The organism is Bacteroides sp. AF39-11AC (assembly GCF_003474285.1).
Lineage (GTDB): Bacteria > Bacteroidota > Bacteroidia > Bacteroidales > Bacteroidaceae > Bacteroides.
Genome location: NZ_QROH01000009.1, coordinates 101,810 through 124,849 on the forward strand (window position 1 = coordinate 101,810; position 23,040 = coordinate 124,849).

Below are 23,040 nucleotides of genomic sequence, written 5' to 3' on the forward strand. Positions count from 1 at the left end.
TTCGGGTGCAAAGGTAGGCTTCTTTACCTATATACACCAATTGTATCTATTTATGTGCTATAACTTGTTGTTATGGTGTGTAGCAAACTGCATAAAGACTTGAGAGAGCCCACTCTCCTGCCCCTGGGGTTGTGCAAAACTAAATTCACGAAGCATAGCCATATCTTTTATTTCGACAACACGCAACTGTCCGGCATAGAGTTCACGGGTAATGGAACGAATGGAAACAATACCCATACAATCAGTATGTTCCAAAAAAAGTTTAATGCTTTCCGTACTGCCCAGATACATTAAAACCTGAAGAGACGATAACTTTATATTATGTTGCAATAATGCCCTCTCAAAAACATCCAATGTACCCGATCCCCTTTCACGAAGCACCAAAGGAATATGAAGCAATTCTTCGGGAGTAATTTCTTCACCGACCTGCAGTTTACTTCCCGTGCGTATCACAGCCACCAGCTCATCTTCAAGAAAAGTTGTGTATTTCAAATTGGGTAAGCGAAAAACGCCTTCCACCAGTCCCAGATCAATGCGGTGCTCTTGTAAAGCAGCTTCTATCTCCCGCGAATTACCATTCATCAGCGAAAGGTTTACTTGCGGGAATTTCTTAATGAAACTGGCAAGTAATGGCGGCAAGACGTATTGAGCAATTGTAGTACTGGCCCCCAAACGCAGTTCTCCCGTATATTCGTTATGCAGCAGATGCATTTCATATTCCAGTCGCTTATAATCTTCCAGAATACGCTCACAATGCTCCAGCAGCAACTTACCAGCTTCCGTCAAGCTGATTTTACTACCTTGCCTATCAAACAGACGCACCTGATAGGTACTCTCCAACTCTTGTATATGCTTTGTAATGGCAGGCTGACTGACAAACAACTCTTGCGAAGCTTTCGTGAAACTCAGATTCTTCGCCACAGATTGAAATACTTTTAATCGAAAATCAGACACGGAGTTAGTGATTAAGGATTAATAATAGGTGATTAAAACAGGACTATTCCAATTCTTCGGCTTTAATGCCTAACGCACGCATCATGGAATAACCCAATAAATCCCATTTGCAACCCAGAGGACGGGCCGGTTCATCCATATTGAAAAGGAATACTTCTTTCGATTTTTCCGGATCAGCTTCCCTTAGATGCTCTTCAAGAACCTCCATAAGTTTAGCACCGTAATCATCTATAAACGGAACCAGCATAAGACGCTTCACATCAGCAGAATCAAGTGCAATATTCAGCAGATCAAGATAGAGGTTCGCCCGGGAAACAAGTCCCTCAGAAGATACAGAAGTGAATGAAAACTCACCTAACTGATTTGTAAACCCTACCCCATTTAGATCTTTATTCAAATCTGCAGGATCACAATGAAGCAATTTATCAGTCTGCCCATCATGTACAAAAAGTACTCCGATATTGTTTTCTTTATCACGAACCCCAGAATCGAGTGCCAGATAAGAAGCCCATTCTTCCACATAGATATTCTGCAAGGGGCGTCCCAACTGTAATTCAAAGTATCTCTTTAAGTCCTTAACCACATCATTGAAATATGCTACATCCACCAGTATCACATTCTCTGCGAACTTTACATCTTCTGCCATAATATATTCTATTCTATTTTTTGAGGGATAAAGATACAATAATCCTTTTAGCCCTGCATAAAATTTATTCAAAAATTAAACGATACGAGGAGAAGTTGGCAAGTTAACTTCCTTTCTTTCCCAGCATGGGCAAGACGATGATCTTGTACATTGGCACCACATACGGATGATAAATATTTATACAACAATATATTTGTGAGATCAGTCGCATACTTAGGGTATCTCAGTATGATACTTAGGGTACCTCAGTATGATACTGAGACTACCTCAGTCGTATACTGAGATATCATCATTATAATACATCTGATAATCAGTTGTTTAGCAAACACCCTTTCAGTATTAAGAAATTAAGACAAATAAGTTGTTTAAAATAATAAATTATTTCCTTTCTGTACAATTTTGAAGTAACCTTGCCACTATATCATCTTAGTTTCGGCAAAAGTTATATAGACAACACACGTAGACATTTTGTCACTATTATTCACCTATTAACTGTAATTTTGTCATAAATAGGCTATTGGCAAATCTTTTGCGCCCGTTTAGGTGTTATTGAAAATGAAAAATAGAAAGGAGATATAAGATATGAACTTTAACAATTTTACCATTAAATCGCAAGAGGCTGTGCAAGAAGCACTGAACCTGGCCAAAAGCCGTGGACAGCAAGCCATCGAACCGGTTCATGTGATGCAGGGAGTAATGAAGGTAGGCGAAAACGTCACTAACTTCATCTTCCAGAAGCTGGGCATGAATGGTCAACAGATTGCACTTGTACTTGACAAACAAACAGACTCTTTGCCCAAAGTTTCGGGCGGAGAACCTTACTTGAGTCGCGAGACAAATGAGGTATTCCAGAAAGCTACCCAATATTCCAAAGAAATGGGTGATGAGTTTGTTTCACTGGAGCATCTGCTGCTGGCATTACTCACTGTAAAAAGTACCGTTTCTACCATCCTGAAAGATGCAGGAATGACGGAACGTGAACTTCGTAATGCTATCACCGAATTGCGTAAAGGAGAAAAAGTGACTTCACAATCCAGTGAAGACACTTATCAGTCACTTGAAAAGTATGCTATCAACCTGAACGAAGCCGCCCGAAGCGGTAAGCTCGACCCTGTTATCGGCCGTGACGAAGAAATCCGGCGTGTATTGCAGATTCTGAGCCGTCGTACCAAAAACAATCCTATACTAATAGGTGAACCGGGTACCGGTAAGACTGCCATTGTAGAAGGGCTTGCCCATCGTATTCTGCGCGGTGACGTGCCTGAAAACCTGAAGAATAAACAAGTTTATTCACTGGATATGGGAGCATTGGTTGCCGGTGCTAAATACAAAGGCGAGTTTGAGGAACGTTTGAAAGCCGTTATTAATGAGGTGAAGAAATCAGAAGGAGACATAATTCTCTTTATTGATGAAATCCACACTTTGGTTGGTGCCGGAAAAGGTGAAGGTGCTATGGATGCCGCCAACATCCTGAAACCTGCACTGGCTCGTGGCGAACTGAGAAGTATCGGTGCAACTACCCTCGACGAGTATCAAAAGTACTTTGAAAAGGACAAAGCATTGGAACGTCGTTTCCAGATAGTGTATGTCAATGAACCGGATACGCTGAGTACTATCTCCATCCTGCGTGGTCTGAAAGAACGTTATGAAAACCACCACCATGTACGGATTAAAGACGATGCCATCATTGCCGCTGTGGAGTTGAGTAACCGTTATATCACAGATCGTTTCTTACCGGATAAGGCTATCGACCTGATGGACGAAGCCGCCGCTAAGTTGCGTATGGAAGTAGATTCCGTACCGGAAGAGTTGGATGAAATTTCCCGCAAGATCAAACAGTTGGAGATTGAGCGCGAAGCCATTAAACGTGAAAACGACAAACCGAAACTGGAACAAATCGGTAAGGAACTTGCCGAACTGAAAGAACAGGAAAAATCGCACAAAGCGAAATGGCAAAGTGAGAAGACATTGGTCAACAAGATACAACAGAATAAGGTTGAAATCGAAAACCTTAAATTTGAAGCTGACAAGGCGGAACGTGAAGGTGACTACGGCAAAGTAGCCGAAATCCGTTATGGTAAACTACAAGCTTTGAACAAGGAAATCGAAGATACTCAAAAAGAACTTCACATGATGCAAGGCGATAAAGCCATGATTAAGGAAGAAGTAGACGCTGAGGATATTGCAGATGTTGTATCCCGTTGGACAGGTATTCCGGTCAGCAAGATGTTGCAAAGTGAAAAAGACAAATTGTTGCATCTGGAAGATGAACTTCACCAACGCGTGATTGGTCAGGATGAAGCTATCGAAGCGGTCGCTGATGCTGTACGCCGTAGCCGTGCCGGCCTGCAAGATCCGAAGCGACCGATTGGTTCGTTTATCTTCCTCGGTACTACCGGTGTTGGTAAAACGGAACTTGCCAAGGCTCTTGCCGAGTTCCTCTTCGATGACGAGTCTATGATGACGCGTATCGATATGAGTGAATATCAGGAAAAGCATAGTGTATCTCGTCTGGTCGGAGCGCCTCCGGGATATGTAGGTTACGATGAAGGTGGCCAGTTAACCGAAGCTATCCGCCGCAAGCCCTATTCAGTCGTACTGTTCGACGAAATAGAGAAAGCACATCCGGATGTATTCAATATCTTACTTCAGGTATTGGACGACGGACGCCTGACGGATAACAAAGGACGTGTGGTAAACTTCAAGAATACCATCATTATCATGACATCTAACATGGGTAGTGCTTATATCCAAAGTCAGATGGAAAAGCTGAATGGTACCAACAAGGAGCAGATAATTGAAGAAACGAAGAAGGAAGTGATGAATATGTTGAAGAAGACAATTCGCCCGGAATTCCTGAACCGTATTGACGAAACAATTATGTTCCTGCCACTGACCGAAAGCGAAATCAAGCAGATTGTGGTACTTCAGATAAAAGGTGTACAAAAGATGCTTGCCCAAAATGGTGTGGAATTGATATTGACGGAAAGAGCTATAGAATTCCTGACGAAGGTAGGATATGATCCTGAGTTTGGTGCTCGTCCTGTAAAACGGGCTATCCAACATTACTTGCTGAATGACTTGTCTAAGAAGCTGTTATCTCAGGAAGTAGACCGTAGCAAACCGATTACAGTCGATGCCAGCGGTGAAGGGTTAGTATTTAAAAATTAAACCTAAAAAACGGAGATAAAAAAGGCTGTCTTGTTTCTGGATGAAATGTACTTCAGAACTAACAAGACAGCCTTTTTCTCATTTTATAGCAAGTTGCTTAACAACTGGTGTAGATAAGGGATGCGTCACAACCAACACATAATCTCCTGCACATGGCAAATCAAAAGAAATATTTTCTTCTTTCGCCTGCTTTACATCGATCACCTTTCCCCGGATATGGTATAAACAAAGCGTAGCGTTAGGCAACACTCCACCCACATATATCTTACCAGCAGTTTTATCTACCTGTACTGTTACGCTCTTATGTTCTTCCATCTTATCATTGCCAACCTCAAGTTCCCTCTCAAGGCAGTAAATTCATAATAAAAAAGCGTGGGAACTGTTGTTATTATTGTACCTGGGGCTCTGGACTGCCACTATTCAAATAATATACAACAACCCACGCTCCGAACTATATATACATGTACATATACAACAGAGCATGAACGTTTGTTGTCTATTATCCTTGAATAGCGTGAAATTGTCCAGATTTCAAGTACAAGATAATATTAAACGCTTTTATCTATAATTATCCTTCAATTATTGTAAAGGGAGGTCACTACCTACCCTGCATTTCAGGATGGCAACAAAGGTAGAAAAAAAGTAGTCAAAATTAAAGCTACAGCATAAAAAAAAGCGAATTATCCGAGATGTCCCGCATAATCCGCTTTTCTATAAAAAGAATAGCTTGTTTTTAATTTTATTCTTCTGTTTTTTCTTCAGTAGCTTCAACTTCTGCAGCCTCTTCGAAATCAGTCATTCCGCAAGCAACTAACAGGTTGTACCAGGAAATAAGTTTTTTGATGTCCGTCACATAAACACGGTCCCGATCGAAAGTCGGCAGAACTTCTCCCAAATAAGCACGAAGGTCATCAGCAGTGGCTTTTTTCAGATCCATCACTACAGCTGCACCGTTTTCTTTCTCTTTCATGGCAAGTAATACATCCTTCAAAGGCACATCGTCCGTATCCGTATACATGGCAATATCGCCCAAAGATATTATTTTCTCGTTACCATAAGCAGGGAAACGTTTCTTGTCTGTAAGTGATTCTACAATCAACATATTTCTACCTTGTGAAATGAGTTTATACAATCCCGGTTTACCGGAGATAGACAAAATAGTCTTCAACATAGTATGTTCTATTTTTTATTAGTAATATTTTATTTTTTCGGTGGGCAAAGGTAAGCAATATTTTTAGATAGAGAAGTTATTAGTTCTAAAACCTGCGGAATTAACGGAGTTTCACCGTCGTTTACAATTACAAAATCAGCCTGGATACGCTTATCTTCATCACTCATCTGGCTACGAACACGACGTTCCACTAATTCCCGCGGAGCAGTATCACGCTGCATGGCACGGGCTATACGGATTTCCTCGGGTGCATATACCATAATTACAGCATCTACCTCACCTGCAAATCCGGCTTCAATCAGAATTGCAGACTCCATCCCTACTATCGGATATGTATCGTGTCGCTTTACCCATTGATGAAAATCATCCCGCACCCGTGGATGAATAATACCGTTTACAGTACGGATATGTTCGGAGTTACCAAATATATAGGAAGCAAGCAAGGGTTTATTCAACTCTCCACCGGTATAAATATCTTCTCCCAATAAAGCTATCAGTTCCCGGCGAATCAAAGAGTCCGAAACAGTCAGGCGCTTGGATTCAATATCCGAGATATAAACAGGGACCCCCATCACTTCCAGTAGTCGGGAAACTACACTTTTTCCACTACCGATTCCACCAGTTATACCTATCTTAATTGCCATAATCAGGAGATACTTGCTCAATAAGGAAATCTATCTGTTCCGGACTGATGCGTATCTGGTTTACGCCTTTCGGCACTGATCTTAATTTCACCGTATACTTATCCGAACCTAATTTCAGAAGCTCTTCATAAGAAACATTGATATGAAAATCACTTGCTGTTATTTGGCGGAAATGACTCAAACCAACCTGGAAAGTAACATTCACTTTTGATGGAAATGCACGCAACACTTTGCCTGCAGGAAAGTTAACACCTCGCAAAGGAACTTCCACAGTTTTCTCAGTATAAATATCCACAGGAAAAATCATCTCCACAGAAGCTGGCACAAACTTAACCCCTTTCTGAGCAAGCAAAGGAATTTGCCTCTTCAATGTATCAGAGACATCTTCAAATTTCACCTTCTGTGTATAGGCAATGGTTATCGTATCCAATACACCTGCAGGTGCGTAAGCCAATACAGAATCAGGCGTACAAATTGTATCGGAAATATAATACTGGCGTCCGGCACTTACTGTTCCCTGTAACTTCACCGGAACTAATTTGGAGTCTCCGGTAGAATAGATATACTCTAACGTATCGGGTTTCACAGAAAGTAATTTTGTAGATATATTCAATTGGTTGAGCAATCTTTTCTCAAACTGCGAAGAATAGATACGTACATGGTTATCCTTCCCTTTATAATCAGAAAAATCCAGAGTAATAGGGAAAAAGCTCTTTCCAAGCATATAGTTGAGTAACACCGTACCTTTATCTTTCACTCGGATATGCAGTTCGGAAGGAGGTTCAGAAGTGATAACAATATTATTAGGAACTCCTTTCAGACGTACCGGAATAGAGAATTCCGTTTCATAGTCATTATTTAATGTCTGAAGCAGCCAAAAGCCACTGGCTATAAAGAAGAAGAATAAAAAAATTAAGAACTCTCTGCTCTTATCACTGAGCAGAAAGTCCTTAATTTTTCTCGCAGTTTTTAAATATATGCGTTTTATGTTCCTACGATCAATCATAGGCTCATTATTAAAAATTATTTAGCAGCCTGATTACTGTTAGCATCTGCAGCTGCTGCAAATATAGAATTCTTATCAATTCTAATCTTAACGTTAGAAGCGATTTCAAGTACTATATCATTATCATTAATCTCTTTGATAATACCATGGATACCGCCGGCAGTAATCACCTTTTGGTTTACCTGAAGCGATTTGCGGAAGTTTGCAATTTCTTTTTGCTTTTTGTTTTGTGGACGAATCATGAAAAAATACATGATAGCAAACATAGCAATCAGAAGAATCCACATCATGCTACCACCACCAGGGGCTGCGGCAGGAGCTTGCAAGAATACGGTCATTAAATTCATAAATTATTCGTTTTTAGTTTTTAATACTCAACAAAGATATCAGTTTTTAGCCAACTTACCTTCTTTTTTTAATTGATTAACTATTCCGTCTAATGTACCATTTACGAAACTTCCGCTCTTCATCGTACTATAGACTTTAGCAATCTCTACATACTCATTTAACGAAACACTCACAGGAATGTTCGGAAAACTTAGAATTTCCGCTAATGCACATTGCATTATTATAACGTCCATAAAGGCTACACGATCCAAATCCCAATTACGAGTATTCTCACTGATCAGATGACGATAGTAGTCGCAGTTCAAAATAGCACGACGGAACAAACGACGAGCAAACTCCTGGTCCTCCTCATCTTTGAACTCAGGCAACAAAGTCTGATTGGCCCCATTCTTTTCCTCAAAACGTTTGATTGTCTTCAGAACAAAAGTATCTACGATTTCCTTGTCATCATTCCAATAAAGACTCTGGTCTTCCAACAAAGCATCCAATGCTTCGTTATTAAATATAAATGCTTTATAGAGCTTTCTCCATAATTCACGGTCTGTTTCATAAGACTTATCAGGCGAAGCCATATATTCCTTATATATATCAGAAGTTATAATCTTCTCATACAAACCCTTGATAAAGTCTTCGTCATTTGTCCACGACCGTTTTTGGTTGGCAGCAAAATCAAGCAACTGCTTATTCACTTCCAACTGAGAAACGAACTTGTTTTCTACGAATTTCATGTTGGGATACAACTCCTCCGCGGTCGGAGCTAACTTGGCTTTTGCCGCATCAATGCGTTTTTGTGCGTAAGTCGTCAGAGCCACCATCAGCATCAGCAAATAATTATAAAGGTCATACGCTTTCGAAAGACTAAAGAATAATTCTTTCTCCGCTGAGTCTAAATTTTTACTGCCATTCTGATAATAAGCATATACAATCTGTATAATCTTAAGACGAATAAGAACTCTGTTAATCATAAATCTATTAATCAATACTGTTGTTAACGAGTTGCAAAAGTAGACATTTTTAATGAGTTTACGCAAATAAATCACATTTTTTAATGCAGATATTCATTATCCGGGCTTTTTCTTTTGACAGTTTAAAAAAAATCGTCATTTTTGAAGCCAATTACAACAAGAAACCTAAAATATGGAAGACTTAAAGAAAAAAGGAGCGGACATGAACGATAAGGAGATTGTATTCTCCAAATCCATTAAAGCAGGTAAACGAATCTACTATCTGGATGTAAAAAAGAACAGAAAAGATGAAATGTTTCTCGCAATCACTGAAAGCAAGAAAGTGGTGACTGGTGAAGGCGAAGATGCGCAGGTAAGTTTTGAGAAACATAAGATTTTCTTATATAGGGAAGATTTTGAAAAGTTCATGAACGGTCTGAATGAAGCTATTAATTTCATTAATCAGAAAGAAATGCTGGAAGTTATAGGCGATATGAATGCAAAAGCAGATGCAGAGAATGTTATAGATGCAGATGCCGATGCAAATATAGAGGCTGCACTGGAGGCTATAGCTGAAATGAATGAAAAAGGTATGGAATTGGACGGAGAAATCAAGATTGATATAGATTTTGAAGAGCCAACTCTTTGATAATTCAAAAAGAAGCTGTACTTTTGCACCGCTTTTTTGCAACATTGTGTGGTAACCCCACATCGTGCGATGGTGAATTAAGCAACAAAACAACTTAATTTAGAGTAACACAAAAAATTAAAGAAATGAAATCAATTGAAGTAAAAGGTACTGCAAGAACTATTGCAGAACGTTCTTCGGAACAAGCAAGAGCTTTGAAAGCTATTCGTAAAGACAACGGTGTACCCTGCGTACTCTACGGAGCAGGTGAAAACATTCACTTCACTGTACCCGCTGATGGTCTGCGCAACTTAGTTTATACTCCGCACATCTACGTAGTTGACCTCATAATCGATGGCAAGAAAATAAACGCTATCATGAAGGATATTCAATTCCACCCGGTAAAAGATACTATCCTGCACGTTGACTTCTATCAGATTGACGAATCTAAACCCATCGTTATGGAAGTTCCGGTACAAATGGAAGGTTTGGCAGAAGGTGTTAAAGCCGGTGGTAAGCTGGTATTGCAGATGCGTAAACTGAAAGTGAAAGCTTTATATAACGTTATTCCTGAGAAACTGACTATAAATGTTGCTCACTTGGGTCTGGGTAAGACTGTTAAAGTTGGTGAGTTGAGCTTCGAAGGTCTGGAATTGATGAATGCAAAAGAAGCTGTTGTATGCGCTGTTAAGCTGACTCGTGCTGCAAGAGGTGCCGCTGCTGCTGCAGGCAACTAATCAGTTCTTTCGTAAGAAAACATATTCCGGAACGCGGGTTAACGCAGAAGACGCAGATTACATTAATCCGCGAACGCTGCGGTAATCCGCGTTCCTCGTTTACTACTATTCTCATAGCATAGCTATTTATAGCTTATAGTTTTCTAAAAACATTATTCAGAAACATGAAATATTTAATTGTTGGATTAGGAAATATAGGTCCCGAATATCACGAAACCCGCCATAACATAGGTTTTATGGTAGTAGATGCATTGGCAAAAGAAGCAGGTGCCACTTTCAACGACGGACGTTACGGTTTTACCACTACCCTATCCGTCAAAGGACGCCAACTGTTATTACTAAAACCTTCTACATTCATGAACCTCAGCGGAAATGCCGTGCGTTACTGGATGCAGAAAGAAAACATTCCATTGGAAAATGTGTTAATAATAGTAGATGACCTCGCCCTACCTTTTGGAACTTTGCGCCTAAAAGGAAAAGGTAGCGATGCCGGACACAACGGTTTAAAACATATTGCTGCTATTCTGGGTACACAGAATTATGCCCGACTTCGTTTCGGTATCGGTAACGAATTTCCACGAGGCGGCCAAGTGGACTACGTGCTGGGACATTTTACCGAAGAAGATCAGAAAACGATGGATGAACGCCTGAAAACAGCAGGAGAGATCATCAAGAGTTTCTGCCTGGCAGGAATTGACATTACAATGAACCAATTTAATAAAAAGTAGTTGGCAGTTAACAACTACTTCCTCCTATAAATAATTATGAGTGAAGCAAGAATAGATAAATGGATGTGGGCCGTGCGTATTTTCAAAACACGCACCATCGCTGCCGAGGCATGTAAGAAAGGCCGAATCAGCATCAATGGAGCATTGGCAAAGGCCGCTCGTACAGTGAAACCAGGCGATGTTATACAAGTACGTAAACCACCTGTTACCTACTCTTTTAAAGTACTGCAAGCCATTGAAAAACGTGTCGGAGCAAAGCTCGTTGCAGAGATGATGGAAAATGTAACGACTCCCGACCAGTATGAATTATTGGAAATGAGCCGTGTCAGTGGCTTCGTAGACCGTGCTAAAGGTGCCGGCCGCCCTACAAAGAAAGATCGACGGAATCTGGAGGAGTTCACTACTCCAGAATTTATGGATGACTTTGATTTTGACTTTGATTTTGAAGAAGAGTAAAAGAGAACACATTATATATTTATGAGCGAAAAGAAGATAAAATGGGGATTTATTGGTTGCGGAGAAGTAACCAAACATAAAAGTGGTCCCGCCTTTCAAAAGGTAGAAGGTTCAGAAGTGATTGCCGTCATGAGTCGCGATGGAGCTAAAGCCAAAGCTTATGCTCAGGAAAGAGGTATTCCAAAGTGGTATAATGATGCTCAGGAACTGATTGATGACGAAGAAGTGAATGCCATCTATATCGCCACTCCTCCTTCTTCACACGCCACCTATGCCATCATGGCTATGAAAGCGGGTAAACCTGTTTATATAGAAAAGCCTATGGCGGTAACATACGAGGAATGCTGCCGCATCAACCGTATCTCAAACGAAACGGGGGTTCCTTGCTTTGTAGCTTATTATCGCCGTTATCTTCCCTATTTTCTGAAAGTAAAGGAATTAGTAGAGAATGGTACGATAGGTAATATTATCAATGTACAAATCCGCTTTGCCCAACCTCCCCGGGACCTGGATTATAACAAAGAAAATCTTCCGTGGCGAGTACAACCAGACATTGCCGGAGGTGGCTATTTTTATGATTTAGCTCCACACCAGATTGATTTATTACAAGATATGTTCGGCTGCATCTTGGAAGCTAACGGATACAAAAGTAATCGTGGCGGACTCTATCCGGCCGAAGATACTTTAAGTGCATGTTTCCAGTTCGACAGTGGATTAGTAGGCAGTGGTTCCTGGTGCTTTGTAGCACACGACTCTGCACGCGAAGACCGCATTGAAGTTATTGGAGATAAGGGAATGATTTGTTTCTCCGTATTTACTTACGATCCCATCGCCCTGCATACGGAAAAAGGAAGAGAAGAAATTCCTGTTGCAAACCCCGAGCATGTACAACAGCCACTTATTCAAGCCGTTGTCGATCATCTTTTAGGCAAGTCTATTTGTACCTGCGACGGAGCAAGCGCAACGCTTACAAACTGGGTGATGGACAAGATACTTAATAAACTTTAATTAGTGATTAGGGGTGAGTGATTAGTGATTAGTAGCTACGCTATAACCGCATGGTGTTAATCACTAATCACTCACCCCTAATCACTATCAAAGTTCCTTCTTCACCGCCTCAATCAACTCATTATATTCAGCATCCGTCAAGTATACCTTTCCCGGATTCATCTGAAATGTACCACCATAATCAGGACCATCTACATACTTCGGTGCAAGATGGAAATGCAAGTGTGATAATTTATCGGAATATGCACCGTAATTGATCTTTTCTGGATTAAAAGCTTTCTGCATAGCACGGGTTACACGAGTAACATCTTCCATAAAAGCATTACGGTCTTCATCACTCAATTCGTTCAAATCATTGACGTGGTCTTTATAAGATACAAGACAACGTCCCCTGTAGGTTTGCTCTTTAAACAAAAATACGCGGGATACACTCAATTCAGCAAACTCAATCATCAGATTGTGCAGAGTCTCATTATTCTGACAATACAAACATTCTTTCGGATCACTTTTCATGATATTCTTGATTTATTATTTATGTTTACGGAGCAAAGATAAACTTTCTATCCTTATTCCATGTCGACATTCTCATTCTTTTGTCCCACTAATTTATACACATCCGCATTTTCTCCTACTATCCAAACCACATCATCTTCCATAAACGGTTCATGCGGATCGGGCGCGTGCAAAGTTTCCTCTCCCCTCTCCACGCCTACAATAAGACAATGATACTGCTCACGAATACCGGATTCACGCATTGTCTTACCTAAAAATATGGAGTGGGCATCTACACGGAACTGACGCAGAATCATCTCACTCTTTTCAACTACATCCGTTTCTAAGATTGCTGCTTTCTCCATCTCCAAACTAAACAGGTTCAGTTCTTCATCCGTACCTATAACTTGTATTTTATCTTCCGGAAAAAGACGCACGGAAGCTCCCGGTATATTAATTCTCCTCCTTCCGCGAAGAATAGAAACTACATGTATACCATATTTCTTTCCGAAATTGAGTTCTGCAAGTGTTTTCCCTGCCCATGCCGACTCACCAGGTACTTCAAAATCCGTCAGGTGGAGATCACGGGATAGCAGACGCCCGGCATACTCCGGCTTTTTCTCGCCCATATATTCAGCACGCATATCGCGATAACGAAGATTCTGAAAAAACTTCCGTTCTATCATGATAGACTGCTTCTTCAATTGACGGGATAATATCATCATTGTAACCAGTAAAACCGCTACACCCAGCAACAGGCCGACAGAAACTTTAAACAAACCGGCCATCACAAACATTACAAATGAAACAGCTATCAGTATACGGATAACAATAGTTGCCACCAGCGGTGCACGATTCCCCCGGCTATCATTCCATAAAGTAACAAACTCAGCAGAATGATTCTTTTTAATCATAATAGCCCGCAAGAAAGGTGAGATAAACAAAATGATCACCACTGCTGCAAGCAATCTTCCCCAGATACCGGGTATATGTTCCAGAAACAACGGAACAAGAAAGCGGAAAGCCAAAACAACTACTGCAATGCTGACTATGGAATAAACAATCGTGATTCGCGTCAAAGCCAGAATAAGTTTCTTCCATAAACTCTCATGATTCATGGTCTGAGAACCGGAAGAATAATGCAACAAAAAGTTTTTCCATTTGGCTGGCAAATGCATATCAACGAAATTAGAGGCCGGTTCGGCAAAACGAATCATATAAGGGGTGAGGAAAGTAGTAATAACCGAAACCGCTACTACAATGGGATATAGAAAATCACTCGTCACGTGGAGGGATACACCCAAAGATGCTATAATAAAAGCAAACTCACCAATCTGAGTCAGACTGAAACCACATTGCATAGCCGTTTTCAAAGGTTGTCCTGCCAGCAGAACTCCCAATGTACCGAATAAGGATTGTCCCAAAATTACCGCCAAGGTGATCACTATAATCGGAAGCGCATACTCCACAATCATGGCAGGATCAACCATCATACCTACCGACACAAAGAATACAGCTCCAAAAAGATCCTTCACCGGCTTTACCAGTCGTTCAATACTCTCCGCTTCTACCGTTTCGGCCAAAATAGAGCCCATGATAAAGGCACCGAAAGCTGCGGAAAACCCTGTACGGGCAGCCATAACTACCATTCCGAAACAGAGGCCCAGCGAAACGATAAGCAATGTTTCTTCACTCATCAATTTGCGACAACGTTTCAGTAATTCCGGTATCAGATAGATGCCTACCACAAACCAAAGTATCAGGAAAAAGAGAAGCTTTCCAATACTTCCCAGCATTTCCGTTCCTTCGAAATTATGCCTCACTGCCATAGTAGACAGCATTACCATCAGCACAATGGCAAGAATATCTTCCAGTATCAGCACACTAAGTACTAACCCCGTGAATTGTTTCTTGCGCATTCCCAGATCATCAAATGCCTTATAAATAATAGTTGTAGAAGACATCGCAATCATACCACCCAGGAAGATGCTATCCATACGTTGCCAACCAAAGCCTGTACCTACAGTAATCCCCAAAAGGATCATACAAAATATAATGGTACAGGCAGCAATGATAGCTGCGCCGCCCACTTTCACAATTTTCTTGAAGCTAAACTCCAGTCCCAATGCAAATAAAAGAAAGATTACACCAATATCTGCCCAAGTCTGAATATTTGCCGTATCCATTACAGAAGGGGTATATGGCATATGAGGACTCGCCAAGAAACCTGCCACTACATACCCCAAGACCAATGGTTGTTTCAGTTTCTTGAACAATAGCGTCATAACTCCTGCACAAATCAGTATCAACGCTAAATCATTTATCAAAGTAGCTAAATGTGACATATTATTTGTCCTTTCGTGTTTCTGCTGACAAAAGTAGCAATTTTTATAGCATAAATAATTGTTATGCCACAAACTTTTTTTCTTTCAATATTGTTGAATTAACAATCAATCATTCAAAACATATTATTATGGAAGAAAAGAAAGAAGTACGTGAAGCAAGAAATAAAGAGAAGTTGGCAAATGCTGATTGGGTTATGGCAGAATTTTATGCAACCTGGTGTCCGCATTGCAAACGAATGCAACCCATTGTAGAGGAATTTAAGAAATCAGTGAAAGGAATCCTTGAAGTGGTTCAAATTGATATCGACCAGGAAAGTGCGCTTGCTGATTTGTATACTATCGAAACAGTTCCTACATTTATATTAATAAGGAAAGGTGAACAACTTTGGAGACAATCAGGAGAAATGCCTCTCGAAAGGTTAGAGAAAACAGTGAAAGATCTTAAACCCTAAAAATGACAGCGAGGGATATGTTCAAAATCTCATATCCCTCCTTTTAGTAACACTTATGGCCTGCTATCGGGCATTAAAGCGATTTCAATTTTATAAGCACCTGCCGATTCCGGCAACAGCACCTTTCCTTTGAAAGTTTTAAATCCAGCCCTCTTGACACTACAAATATGCTCACCCGAAAATGTATGTAATGCATAAGATTCCGGTCCTAAATAAACAAAAGGTTCTCCATCTATTTCTACAACAGCATCCCTTAAAGCAATTCCACAGGGTGGCTTAATAGTACAGAGAGCCGTTTTCCCTATGATATTACAGGGTTCAAGCACTACTTTTGCCGGAGCATCCTTTCCTAAAACCACTTTCACTGTCTTTATTTTCAGTCCACGAAGAAGATACGTACCGGGAGAAGCCCAGAAAGAACCGGACACGCCTGCAGTATATGCGACTAATGACATCGTTTCATCAATCAGCTCTACCTGCCCACCGGCATCCTCCTTATTTTCTTTCTCAAATATGATTTGCTGAAGTTTGGACGCATCACAAACAAGCAGATTCTCTTTATCCTTCTCTACAGTAAATACACCTCTGACCTGATAATGAGAATCAACTGAACGATATTCGTAGGTGCCCACCGGCAGCATACCTGAAGCACGCATCCTCAGCCTGTAACGGTTATCCCAAGAACCGCCCGCATTCAATGGAATAAAATCCAGAAGAGGAATCCACATCTTCATATCCGGCGCCTTGCCTGTCACCCTGACCGGTGCACATTCAGAGTGAACGGCGTAATCAAAACAAATCGTTTTCGGTTCTCCCTTTACATCAAATTTCTGGAAAGAAGTTTCTTTGTACATAGAATCTATCGTACAAGTATAGTCACCATCAGGCAAATACACCTTAGAGCCAGGTGCATAGGAACCTATTTTCAATCCATTTTGATTAAGCTGTACATTATACTTTATCCTTCTGGGGGCATTCTTCATTCCCAAAGTTATCCGAGTGAACGAAGGTAATATAACCTTTACCTCTACATTCTCTCTCACCTCAAAAGTATCAGCTATTGCGTACACAGAATCTCCACCAAAACACCAGTAAGAAGCTCCTTTGGGAACATAAATCCTGGTTTTCCAAATACCGATTTTATTCTTGACAAGCGGTGAAGTATAAGTCAGCAAATGGCTAAGTTGCCCTGCAGAAGCTACAACCTGAGGCGAAACCCGGAAATCGACCTTTACATTTCTTGGAATATCAGGACAAGTCATTGATGCAGTAACGAGTTTAAACCCTTTAAAACTGATTCTTGTAGAAACATCCGTTTCATCCAAATTTATCAGGCCCCTACAATGGTAATGCCCATGAGAGATTATAAAACTCCCAGTTCCATTTACAGGTAAAGCAACTTCCGCTACTCCTTTTTTATCAGTAATAATATCAGTGGTTATATTAATCCCTTCACGTCTTCTTTCAACGTATCTAATATGAATTGATGCACTCACCAGCGGATTTCCATCAATTCCCGTCAAATGAAAACTTTGGCATACTAGTTTTTCGTCGTTATCTCCAACCATAATGCGAATCTTAAAAAAAATGCTATTTTCGTGTTTTATAAAAAATATCCGGCCAAAGTTAAGGATATTTTCATTATCACAATTCGCCAAGTCTCAAAAAAATCAATCTAATTGAAATTCTTCTTTATTCAGAGCAAGCTTTAAGCAACTCCCATCTAAGTTAAACGACTTTTTCTCTGTATAGAAAGAATATATTCTCATCGAATTGAGAAGAAATACTCATCACTTTGAGTAAAGACTCTCACCGTATTGAGAATGTTTTCTCAATACGGTGAGAATAGTTGAGAAAAAGCAGAGCTGTTACCACCTAATATAGTAGCAAGGATCTTACTCCCAATCATACTTCTCCACATACGTGTCATACACAGGTTCTTCCTTGATTCCATGATTAAGGAAAATCTGACGAATGTATTCCTGCTGGGCAGGAGTAACAAGACGTTCCCGGTTTTTGATGCGATAATACATATTTCTGCCAAGGAAATTATAAATCTCGCGTTTAATGACAAGAGCTTCGGCATGCGGAATCTTATCCAGCAGATGAGTGATACCTGAGGCATAGCGTTTCATACGATCAGGTATAAAAAAGGAACAGGGTTCAACTTCCTGAGAAGCTGTGAGGGCAGGATTCACAACACAAACAACGGTGAGCTGCAAAGGAATGTAGGAGGTTACCAAGTAACGCAGACATTTGGCGGCGCGTGGACATTTTGTGTTAAAGCAATGGGCGAAGGCATAAGGCACCTCGCTGTAGTCAAAATCGGGTTTCATATTCTATTATAATAAAAACATTATTCAAAGAAAGCTCTATGCATCTAAAACGCACATTAAAAAGCGCTGACAAAGATAGAACTTGTTTTTCAAACTCTACAGTTGATTACTCAAATAATTCGTCAAGCTATCTTCACGCTCCAAACCAAACTTCTTACGCAGGCGGTAACGAATGGTCTCGACACCACGAACGGAGATATTCAGCAAAGGAGCAATTTCCTTAGTGGAGAGATTCATCTTCAAATAGGCACACATCATACGTTCATTATTAGAGAGATCGGGATGACGGGCATGAAGACGCTTCATAAAATTATTATGAATCAAATCGAATTGATCTTCGATACGCTTCAAAACTTCATCACTCTGGATATTGGAATCTATCTTGCTATTGATGACTAAAAGGAGTTGTTTGCCTTCGCGAGCTCCCTCTCCTCTCAACGAAGAAGCCACTTTAACGATCTCCGATTTAATCTCGGTCAGCATCTCATTTTTACGAACAAAGTTTATCATTAGGTTGGCCATCTCCTGGCTTTTATGCTGAAGGTCATATTCCAATTTTTCTTTTTCCAATTGTACAATCTGCTTCTCACGGCGAGCTTTATCAGCTTCAAACTCCTTTTCCATTTCATGCAGTTCCTTATCTTTTTCTACAACTGCCTGCTCCTTTTTACGCTTCACACGAATATCATCCCAACGGTAGATATACCACAAGCCTAAGAATGCAAGAATAATATAACAGACATAAGCAGCTACACTACGATACCACGGCGGGAGGACACGGAAAGAAAGTTCATCCGACGAAGTAGTGCCATCCGGATAAATAACCTTCACCTCAAAAGTATAGTCACCTTCAGAAAGATTGCTATACTCTTTAATGCGCACAGTAGTATAGTCGGACCAGACTCCTTTATTTAAGCGATACTGAAAACGAATATCATCACCATCCAAATCAAAAAAAGCAAGTCCATATTCAAAACGAACGGAATTTGATGTGTAGTCAACCAGAAGGGAAGGCTTTTTTCCTAAAAAATTAGCAGTATACACCAGTGAATCCTTAGGATAAGTAAGATACATACTCCTTATATATACAGAATGGGTCAGATCTTGCCTATGCTTTACTTCCGGAGCCGTAAACAATGCAAAACCTTCTTCATTGGGAATTATCATAAGCGAATCGGACAAAGGAATGATTGCCTCATAATCCTGTCCCAATTCAAGCAAAGACTGGCGGATAGGATTAATGCTGGTATTGGCTCCTCTTTTATAAGTTCCCAGATTAGCTATGCATATTTCATGAGGACTCAGGCTGATTAGACGTTCGTGATACTCCAGCAATCGGGTATAAGGAACAGCACCATTTAATAAGTTATTCAGATCATTACACGGCTCCATCATATCCTTATGGACATTATATTTATAGATACCGTGAGGAGTAGTAAAATAAACACGCCCTTCTATTTTAGCAACGTAAATCTGGCGTTCCACCGGAAACCCTTCTTCCACACCATAAGATTTCACACTAATTTGGCGGGTCAGGTCTTCACTCAATTCTACACGGCTAATGCTACCGGAATTATACACCCACAATATTTTTGCCGATTCTTGTTCAAACAAACGGCACGAGTCCTGAAACCCATCCACTTTACAAAGTACACGCCACTCTCCCGATTGTTTTTCCAAAAGATAAAGCCCGTTATAGACACCCACAAACATACGATCAGGATTCCCCATTACTTCCTGGCAATACCAGGCGCCCGTGATATCCGTGATCCGATACATGTTCGTACCTTTTATTTGAAAAATACCCCGGTCGTGCAGGCAGAAGAGATCATCTCCAATCTTACAAAGATTCCAGACCTGACCACTGGATTGGGGGATGGGATGGATATCCGGCAAATTACCGTTCAACCGCACCGGATAAGAGGTATAATAAAGACCACGATTAGTTCCCAGATACAAATAGCCGTTTTCCATAGCAGCCGTATAACCTGTACCATAAGAATAAGGATACGAATATAGATTGGTGAAAGAGGAACTTAAAGAAACATAGTCCACACCGCTATCCAGCCCTGCCCACAAGTTACCCCGGCTATCAAAAGCTACAGAAAGCACTGTATTATTACGTAATCCGTTATTCTCATTAAAGTATTTTACGTTCATCGTGGAGCAATCTATCAATAACAGACCTTTATGAATAGTTCCCAGAGCTATTTTATTATCCTGAGCAGCCACACAGAAAACTTCATTTTCACGCATAAAATCTTCGGCACCAGTGATAAAAGGTACTGTGGTGCGCCCATTGCAGTAAAATAAACCATTGTAAGCAGTGACCACAATAACACCACCACCTTTATGAGGAATAATTCCACGAATACGATTGGAAGCCAGAATATCAGCCCCCTGTAAAGGGAAGAAAGTATTTCCAACCAATACCCACACGCCATGATCAGTACCTATATAAAGAATTCCATTCACCATATTGGAACAATCTATTTTAGCATTCATTTCAATAGCGGTGTATTTACCATTCAGATATTTCACTACACGATCATCACCTTGTATATAAAGAATATTATCAGCTTCGTGAATTCCCCAGACATTACCTACAAAACGGCAATCTCTTTCCAGCGTATCGGACATGCAATGATAAACGAGTTCTCCATTTTCCGACGGTTCATAATACCCGAATTCATTAATACCACCTGCATAGATACGCTTTTGAGCAGTCGATGCCAGTACAGAACGTACATCAGAAAAGTTATTCATCGGAAATACCGTCCAGACGTTTCCATCAAACTGCACCATACCGTTCTTATTTGCAAAGTACACCCAATGGTCATCATAAGGAGCTATTTTCCAGGTCTGAGCGCCTTTTCCATAAAGGCTTTTATCGAAATTAACAATGAAGCTATTCCAACTGGCAACTGCCTTCCCAAAAGGGAATAAAAAAAGAAAAATAAGAGTTACATATAGGAAATAAGAGGATATCCGCATCATAATATTAGGTTTTACAAAGCAAAGCTATCACTTTTTTTACAAAAAACAAATAAAAAAAAGAGATACATTCTTTGTAGAACGTATCTCTTTTCTTTTGAGCCTCTTGTCGGATTCGAACCAACGACCCCGAGATTACAAATCACGTGCTCTGGCCAACTGAGCTAAAGAGGCGGGTGGGCAAGCTTACTATATCGCGCCGCTACAACCAACTACCTTTGCTGCGATCAAGCCCTGGAGGATTCGAAGGGAGCTGGCCGTATAGGACTTACCCATTTTTCTTGTTTGCGGGTGCAAAGGTAGGCATTTTTATGAAACATGCAATACTTTGCCCAAACTTTTTTCAACTTTAACAAGAATACACGGGCTACAAACAATATTATTTATACCTTTGCGCCATTATTCCTAATGAAAGATGACAGAAAACAAAGGTTACTTGCAACGATATGCCATGTTGTTCGGCACTTACTTGGGCGGTTTTTGGATTTTGAAATTCATACTGTTCCCTCTGGGTATCACCGTACCATTTCTCTTTTCCATTTTTATAGGACTTACTTTATGTGTGCCCTTTATGGCGTATTATTACGTGCGCATGTACCGGAACGTGGTATGTGGCGGGACAATAAATTTTCTTCATGCATGGATTTTCACCGTATTTATGTATATGTTTGCCGCATTGCTTACAGCCGTGGCACATTATATATATATTCGCTTTATTGACCAAGGGTTTATATTGAATTCTTATGAAACGATGTTGAACTCTTGGGAAATTACATATAAAGCTGTGCCCGGCATTGACGCATATATTGAACAATTAAGGGAAGGCTTAAGCCAGGTGCGTTCACTGACTCCGATAGAAATCACGATGCAAATGATGTCGATGAATGTTTTTGTGGGATCATTACTTGCCATTCCCACCGCTTTGTTCGTTATGAAGCGCCCACCGGCAGATTATATCGGAGGAAGATAAAATAGAGGATAAAGAAATAGTGTATATAGAAAACAGTTTAATCGTAATATAGAAAGATGGATATTTCAGTTGTCGTTCCTTTGTATAATGAAGAAGAATCACTTCCGGAACTGTACGCATGGATTGAACGGGTGATGAAAGCCCACGGCTTTTCATACGAAGTAATTTTCGTGAATGACGGAAGTACCGACCGCTCCTGGCAAATTATCGAAGAACTGAGTCGAGAATCAGATGCAGTACATGGCATTAAGTTCCGCCGTAATTATGGCAAATCTCCGGCATTATATTGTGGCTTCGAAAAGGCACAAGGAGATGTTGTCATTACAATGGATGCAGATTTACAGGATAGCCCGGACGAAATTCCCGAATTATACCGGATGATAACAGAGGATGATTACGACCTGGTATCCGGCTGGAAAAGGAAACGTTACGATCCGCTTTCAAAAACCATTCCTACCAAAATATTCAATGCAACGGCACGCAAAGTATCCGGTATCAAGAACCTGCACGACTTTAATTGCGGCCTGAAAGCCTACAAAAAAGATGTTGTGAAGAACATTGAAGTGTATGGCGAAATGCATCGTTATATCCCCTACCTTGCCAAGAATGCTGGTTTCAAAAAAATCGGAGAAAAGATTGTTCAACACCAGGCACGCAAATTCGGCAAGACTAAGTTCGGCGGTTTGAATCGTTTCTTTAATGGATATCTGGACTTGATTTCACTTTGGTTCCTGTCAGCCTTCGGAGTAAAACCGATGCACTTCTTCGGACTTCTCGGTTCACTTATGTTCATCTTCGGCTTTATTGCGGTGATCATCGTAGGCACTACAAAACTATATCACATGCATAGCGGGATGCCTTACCGTTTGGTTACCGACTCCCCCTACTTCTACTTATCGCTGACCGCCATGATCATCGGAACACAATTGTTCCTTGCCGGCTTCCTTGGCGAACTGATTTCACGCAATGCTCCTGAACGAAATAAATATCAAATAGAAAAAACAATATAA

22 protein-coding genes and 1 tRNA gene are annotated in these 23,040 nt (G+C 40.5%); 9 read left to right on the forward strand and 14 right to left on the reverse strand.

Annotated elements, in window-relative coordinates:
- Positions 1-57 precede the first annotated feature (57 nt).
- Both DW036_RS19555 and DW036_RS19560 read right to left on the reverse strand, forming a co-directional pair.
- Positions 58-954, reverse strand: coding sequence for a LysR family transcriptional regulator (locus tag DW036_RS19555; RefSeq protein ID WP_118465875.1), 897 nt, complete (start codon positions 952-954; stop codon positions 58-60).
- 43 nt (positions 955-997) lie between these two features.
- Positions 998-1,600, reverse strand: a complete 603-nt coding sequence (locus tag DW036_RS19560; RefSeq protein ID WP_118220917.1) for a DUF6621 family protein — start codon at positions 1,598-1,600, stop codon at positions 998-1,000.
- Positions 1,601-2,182: 582 nt separating this feature from the next.
- On the opposite strand from DW036_RS19560, the gene clpB reads away from it, so the two are divergent.
- Positions 2,183-4,771: an ATP-dependent chaperone ClpB gene (gene clpB / locus DW036_RS19565; protein ID WP_118465876.1), complete on the forward strand. Its 2,589-nt coding sequence runs from the start codon at positions 2,183-2,185 to the stop codon at positions 4,769-4,771.
- Positions 4,772-4,849: 78 nt separating this feature from the next.
- Here clpB and DW036_RS19570 read toward each other — a convergent pair whose 3' ends face one another.
- The 6 genes from DW036_RS19570 to nusB all read right to left on the reverse strand — a co-directional run bounded on the left by DW036_RS19570 (position 4,850) and on the right by nusB (position 8,905).
- Complete coding sequence (locus DW036_RS19570; RefSeq protein WP_118220915.1) at positions 4,850-5,086, reverse strand: hypothetical protein; 237 nt, start codon at positions 5,084-5,086, stop codon at positions 4,850-4,852.
- A 424-nt stretch (positions 5,087-5,510) separates the two neighbouring features.
- On the reverse strand, positions 5,511-5,942 hold the full coding sequence (locus DW036_RS19575; protein WP_118465877.1) for a DUF5606 domain-containing protein: 432 nt from the start codon (positions 5,940-5,942) through the stop codon (positions 5,511-5,513).
- Between the two features lie 29 nt (positions 5,943-5,971).
- The gene (gene coaE / locus DW036_RS19580) at positions 5,972-6,586 is read right to left on the reverse strand and encodes a dephospho-CoA kinase (protein WP_118465878.1); all 615 of its coding nucleotides are present in this window, start codon (positions 6,584-6,586) and stop codon (positions 5,972-5,974) included.
- On the reverse strand, positions 6,576-7,592 hold the full coding sequence (locus DW036_RS19585) for a CdaR family protein (RefSeq protein WP_118465879.1): 1,017 nt from the start codon (positions 7,590-7,592) through the stop codon (positions 6,576-6,578). The genes coaE and DW036_RS19585 overlap by 11 nt, the downstream gene beginning before the upstream one ends.
- Before the next feature lie 17 nt (positions 7,593-7,609).
- Positions 7,610-7,939, reverse strand: coding sequence for a preprotein translocase subunit YajC (yajC, locus tag DW036_RS19590; RefSeq protein ID WP_118465880.1), 330 nt, complete (start codon positions 7,937-7,939; stop codon positions 7,610-7,612).
- 39 nt (positions 7,940-7,978) lie between these two features.
- Positions 7,979-8,905, reverse strand: a complete 927-nt coding sequence (nusB, locus tag DW036_RS19595; RefSeq protein WP_118465881.1) for a transcription antitermination factor NusB — start codon at positions 8,903-8,905, stop codon at positions 7,979-7,981.
- 172 nt (positions 8,906-9,077) lie between these two features.
- Here nusB and DW036_RS19600 point away from each other — a divergent pair, with 172 nt between their 5' ends.
- The 5 genes from DW036_RS19600 (at position 9,078) to DW036_RS19620 (ending at position 12,441) form a co-directional block, all read left to right on the forward strand.
- Positions 9,078-9,533, forward strand: a complete 456-nt coding sequence (locus DW036_RS19600; RefSeq protein WP_118465882.1) for a PUR family DNA/RNA-binding protein — start codon at positions 9,078-9,080, stop codon at positions 9,531-9,533.
- 125 nt (positions 9,534-9,658) lie between these two features.
- Positions 9,659-10,249 carry a 50S ribosomal protein L25/general stress protein Ctc gene (locus DW036_RS19605; protein ID WP_118465883.1) on the forward strand — a complete coding sequence of 197 codons (591 nt, stop codon included), beginning with the start codon at positions 9,659-9,661 and terminating at the stop codon, positions 10,247-10,249.
- Positions 10,250-10,413: 164 nt separating this feature from the next.
- Positions 10,414-10,977: an aminoacyl-tRNA hydrolase gene (gene pth / locus DW036_RS19610; RefSeq protein WP_118220909.1), complete on the forward strand. Its 564-nt coding sequence runs from the start codon at positions 10,414-10,416 to the stop codon at positions 10,975-10,977.
- Positions 10,978-11,013: 36 nt separating this feature from the next.
- Complete coding sequence (locus tag DW036_RS19615) at positions 11,014-11,433, forward strand: RNA-binding S4 domain-containing protein (RefSeq protein ID WP_022391529.1); 420 nt, start codon at positions 11,014-11,016, stop codon at positions 11,431-11,433.
- A 21-nt stretch (positions 11,434-11,454) separates the two neighbouring features.
- Positions 11,455-12,441 carry a Gfo/Idh/MocA family protein gene (locus DW036_RS19620; RefSeq protein WP_118465884.1) on the forward strand — a complete coding sequence of 329 codons (987 nt, stop codon included), beginning with the start codon at positions 11,455-11,457 and terminating at the stop codon, positions 12,439-12,441.
- Positions 12,442-12,528: 87 nt separating this feature from the next.
- Here DW036_RS19620 and DW036_RS19625 read toward each other — a convergent pair whose 3' ends face one another.
- Complete coding sequence (locus DW036_RS19625) at positions 12,529-12,954, reverse strand: HIT family protein (protein WP_118296533.1); 426 nt, start codon at positions 12,952-12,954, stop codon at positions 12,529-12,531.
- Positions 12,955-13,007: 53 nt separating this feature from the next.
- Complete coding sequence (locus DW036_RS19630) at positions 13,008-15,278, reverse strand: cation:proton antiporter (RefSeq protein WP_118465885.1); 2,271 nt, start codon at positions 15,276-15,278, stop codon at positions 13,008-13,010.
- 128 nt (positions 15,279-15,406) lie between these two features.
- Here DW036_RS19630 and DW036_RS19635 point away from each other — a divergent pair, with 128 nt between their 5' ends.
- Complete coding sequence (locus DW036_RS19635; RefSeq protein WP_118465886.1) at positions 15,407-15,730, forward strand: thioredoxin family protein; 324 nt, start codon at positions 15,407-15,409, stop codon at positions 15,728-15,730.
- A gap of 53 nt (positions 15,731-15,783) precedes the next feature.
- On the opposite strand, the gene DW036_RS19640 is transcribed toward DW036_RS19635, so the two are convergent.
- From DW036_RS19640 to DW036_RS19655, 4 genes are all read right to left on the reverse strand, one after another.
- Positions 15,784-17,298 (reverse strand): hypothetical protein, encoded by a 1,515-nt coding sequence (locus DW036_RS19640; RefSeq protein ID WP_118465887.1) that lies wholly within the window; start codon positions 17,296-17,298, stop codon positions 15,784-15,786.
- Between the two features lie 327 nt (positions 17,299-17,625).
- Entirely contained in the window at positions 17,626-18,066 is a 441-nt protein-coding gene (locus tag DW036_RS19645) for a DUF6078 family protein (protein ID WP_118465888.1), read from the reverse strand.
- 96 nt (positions 18,067-18,162) lie between these two features.
- Positions 18,163-21,063, reverse strand: coding sequence for a triple tyrosine motif-containing protein (locus tag DW036_RS19650; RefSeq protein WP_187374645.1), 2,901 nt, complete (start codon positions 21,061-21,063; stop codon positions 18,163-18,165).
- 97 nt (positions 21,064-21,160) lie between these two features.
- Positions 21,161-21,234 (reverse strand) — tRNA-Thr (locus DW036_RS19655).
- A 241-nt stretch (positions 21,235-21,475) separates the two neighbouring features.
- On the opposite strand from DW036_RS19655, the gene DW036_RS19660 reads away from it, so the two are divergent.
- Both DW036_RS19660 and DW036_RS19665 read left to right on the forward strand, forming a co-directional pair.
- The gene (locus DW036_RS19660; RefSeq protein ID WP_118465890.1) at positions 21,476-22,030 is read left to right on the forward strand and encodes a DUF4199 domain-containing protein; all 555 of its coding nucleotides are present in this window, start codon (positions 21,476-21,478) and stop codon (positions 22,028-22,030) included.
- Between the two features lie 56 nt (positions 22,031-22,086).
- The gene (locus tag DW036_RS19665) at positions 22,087-23,040 is read left to right on the forward strand and encodes a glycosyltransferase family 2 protein (RefSeq protein ID WP_118465891.1); all 954 of its coding nucleotides are present in this window, start codon (positions 22,087-22,089) and stop codon (positions 23,038-23,040) included.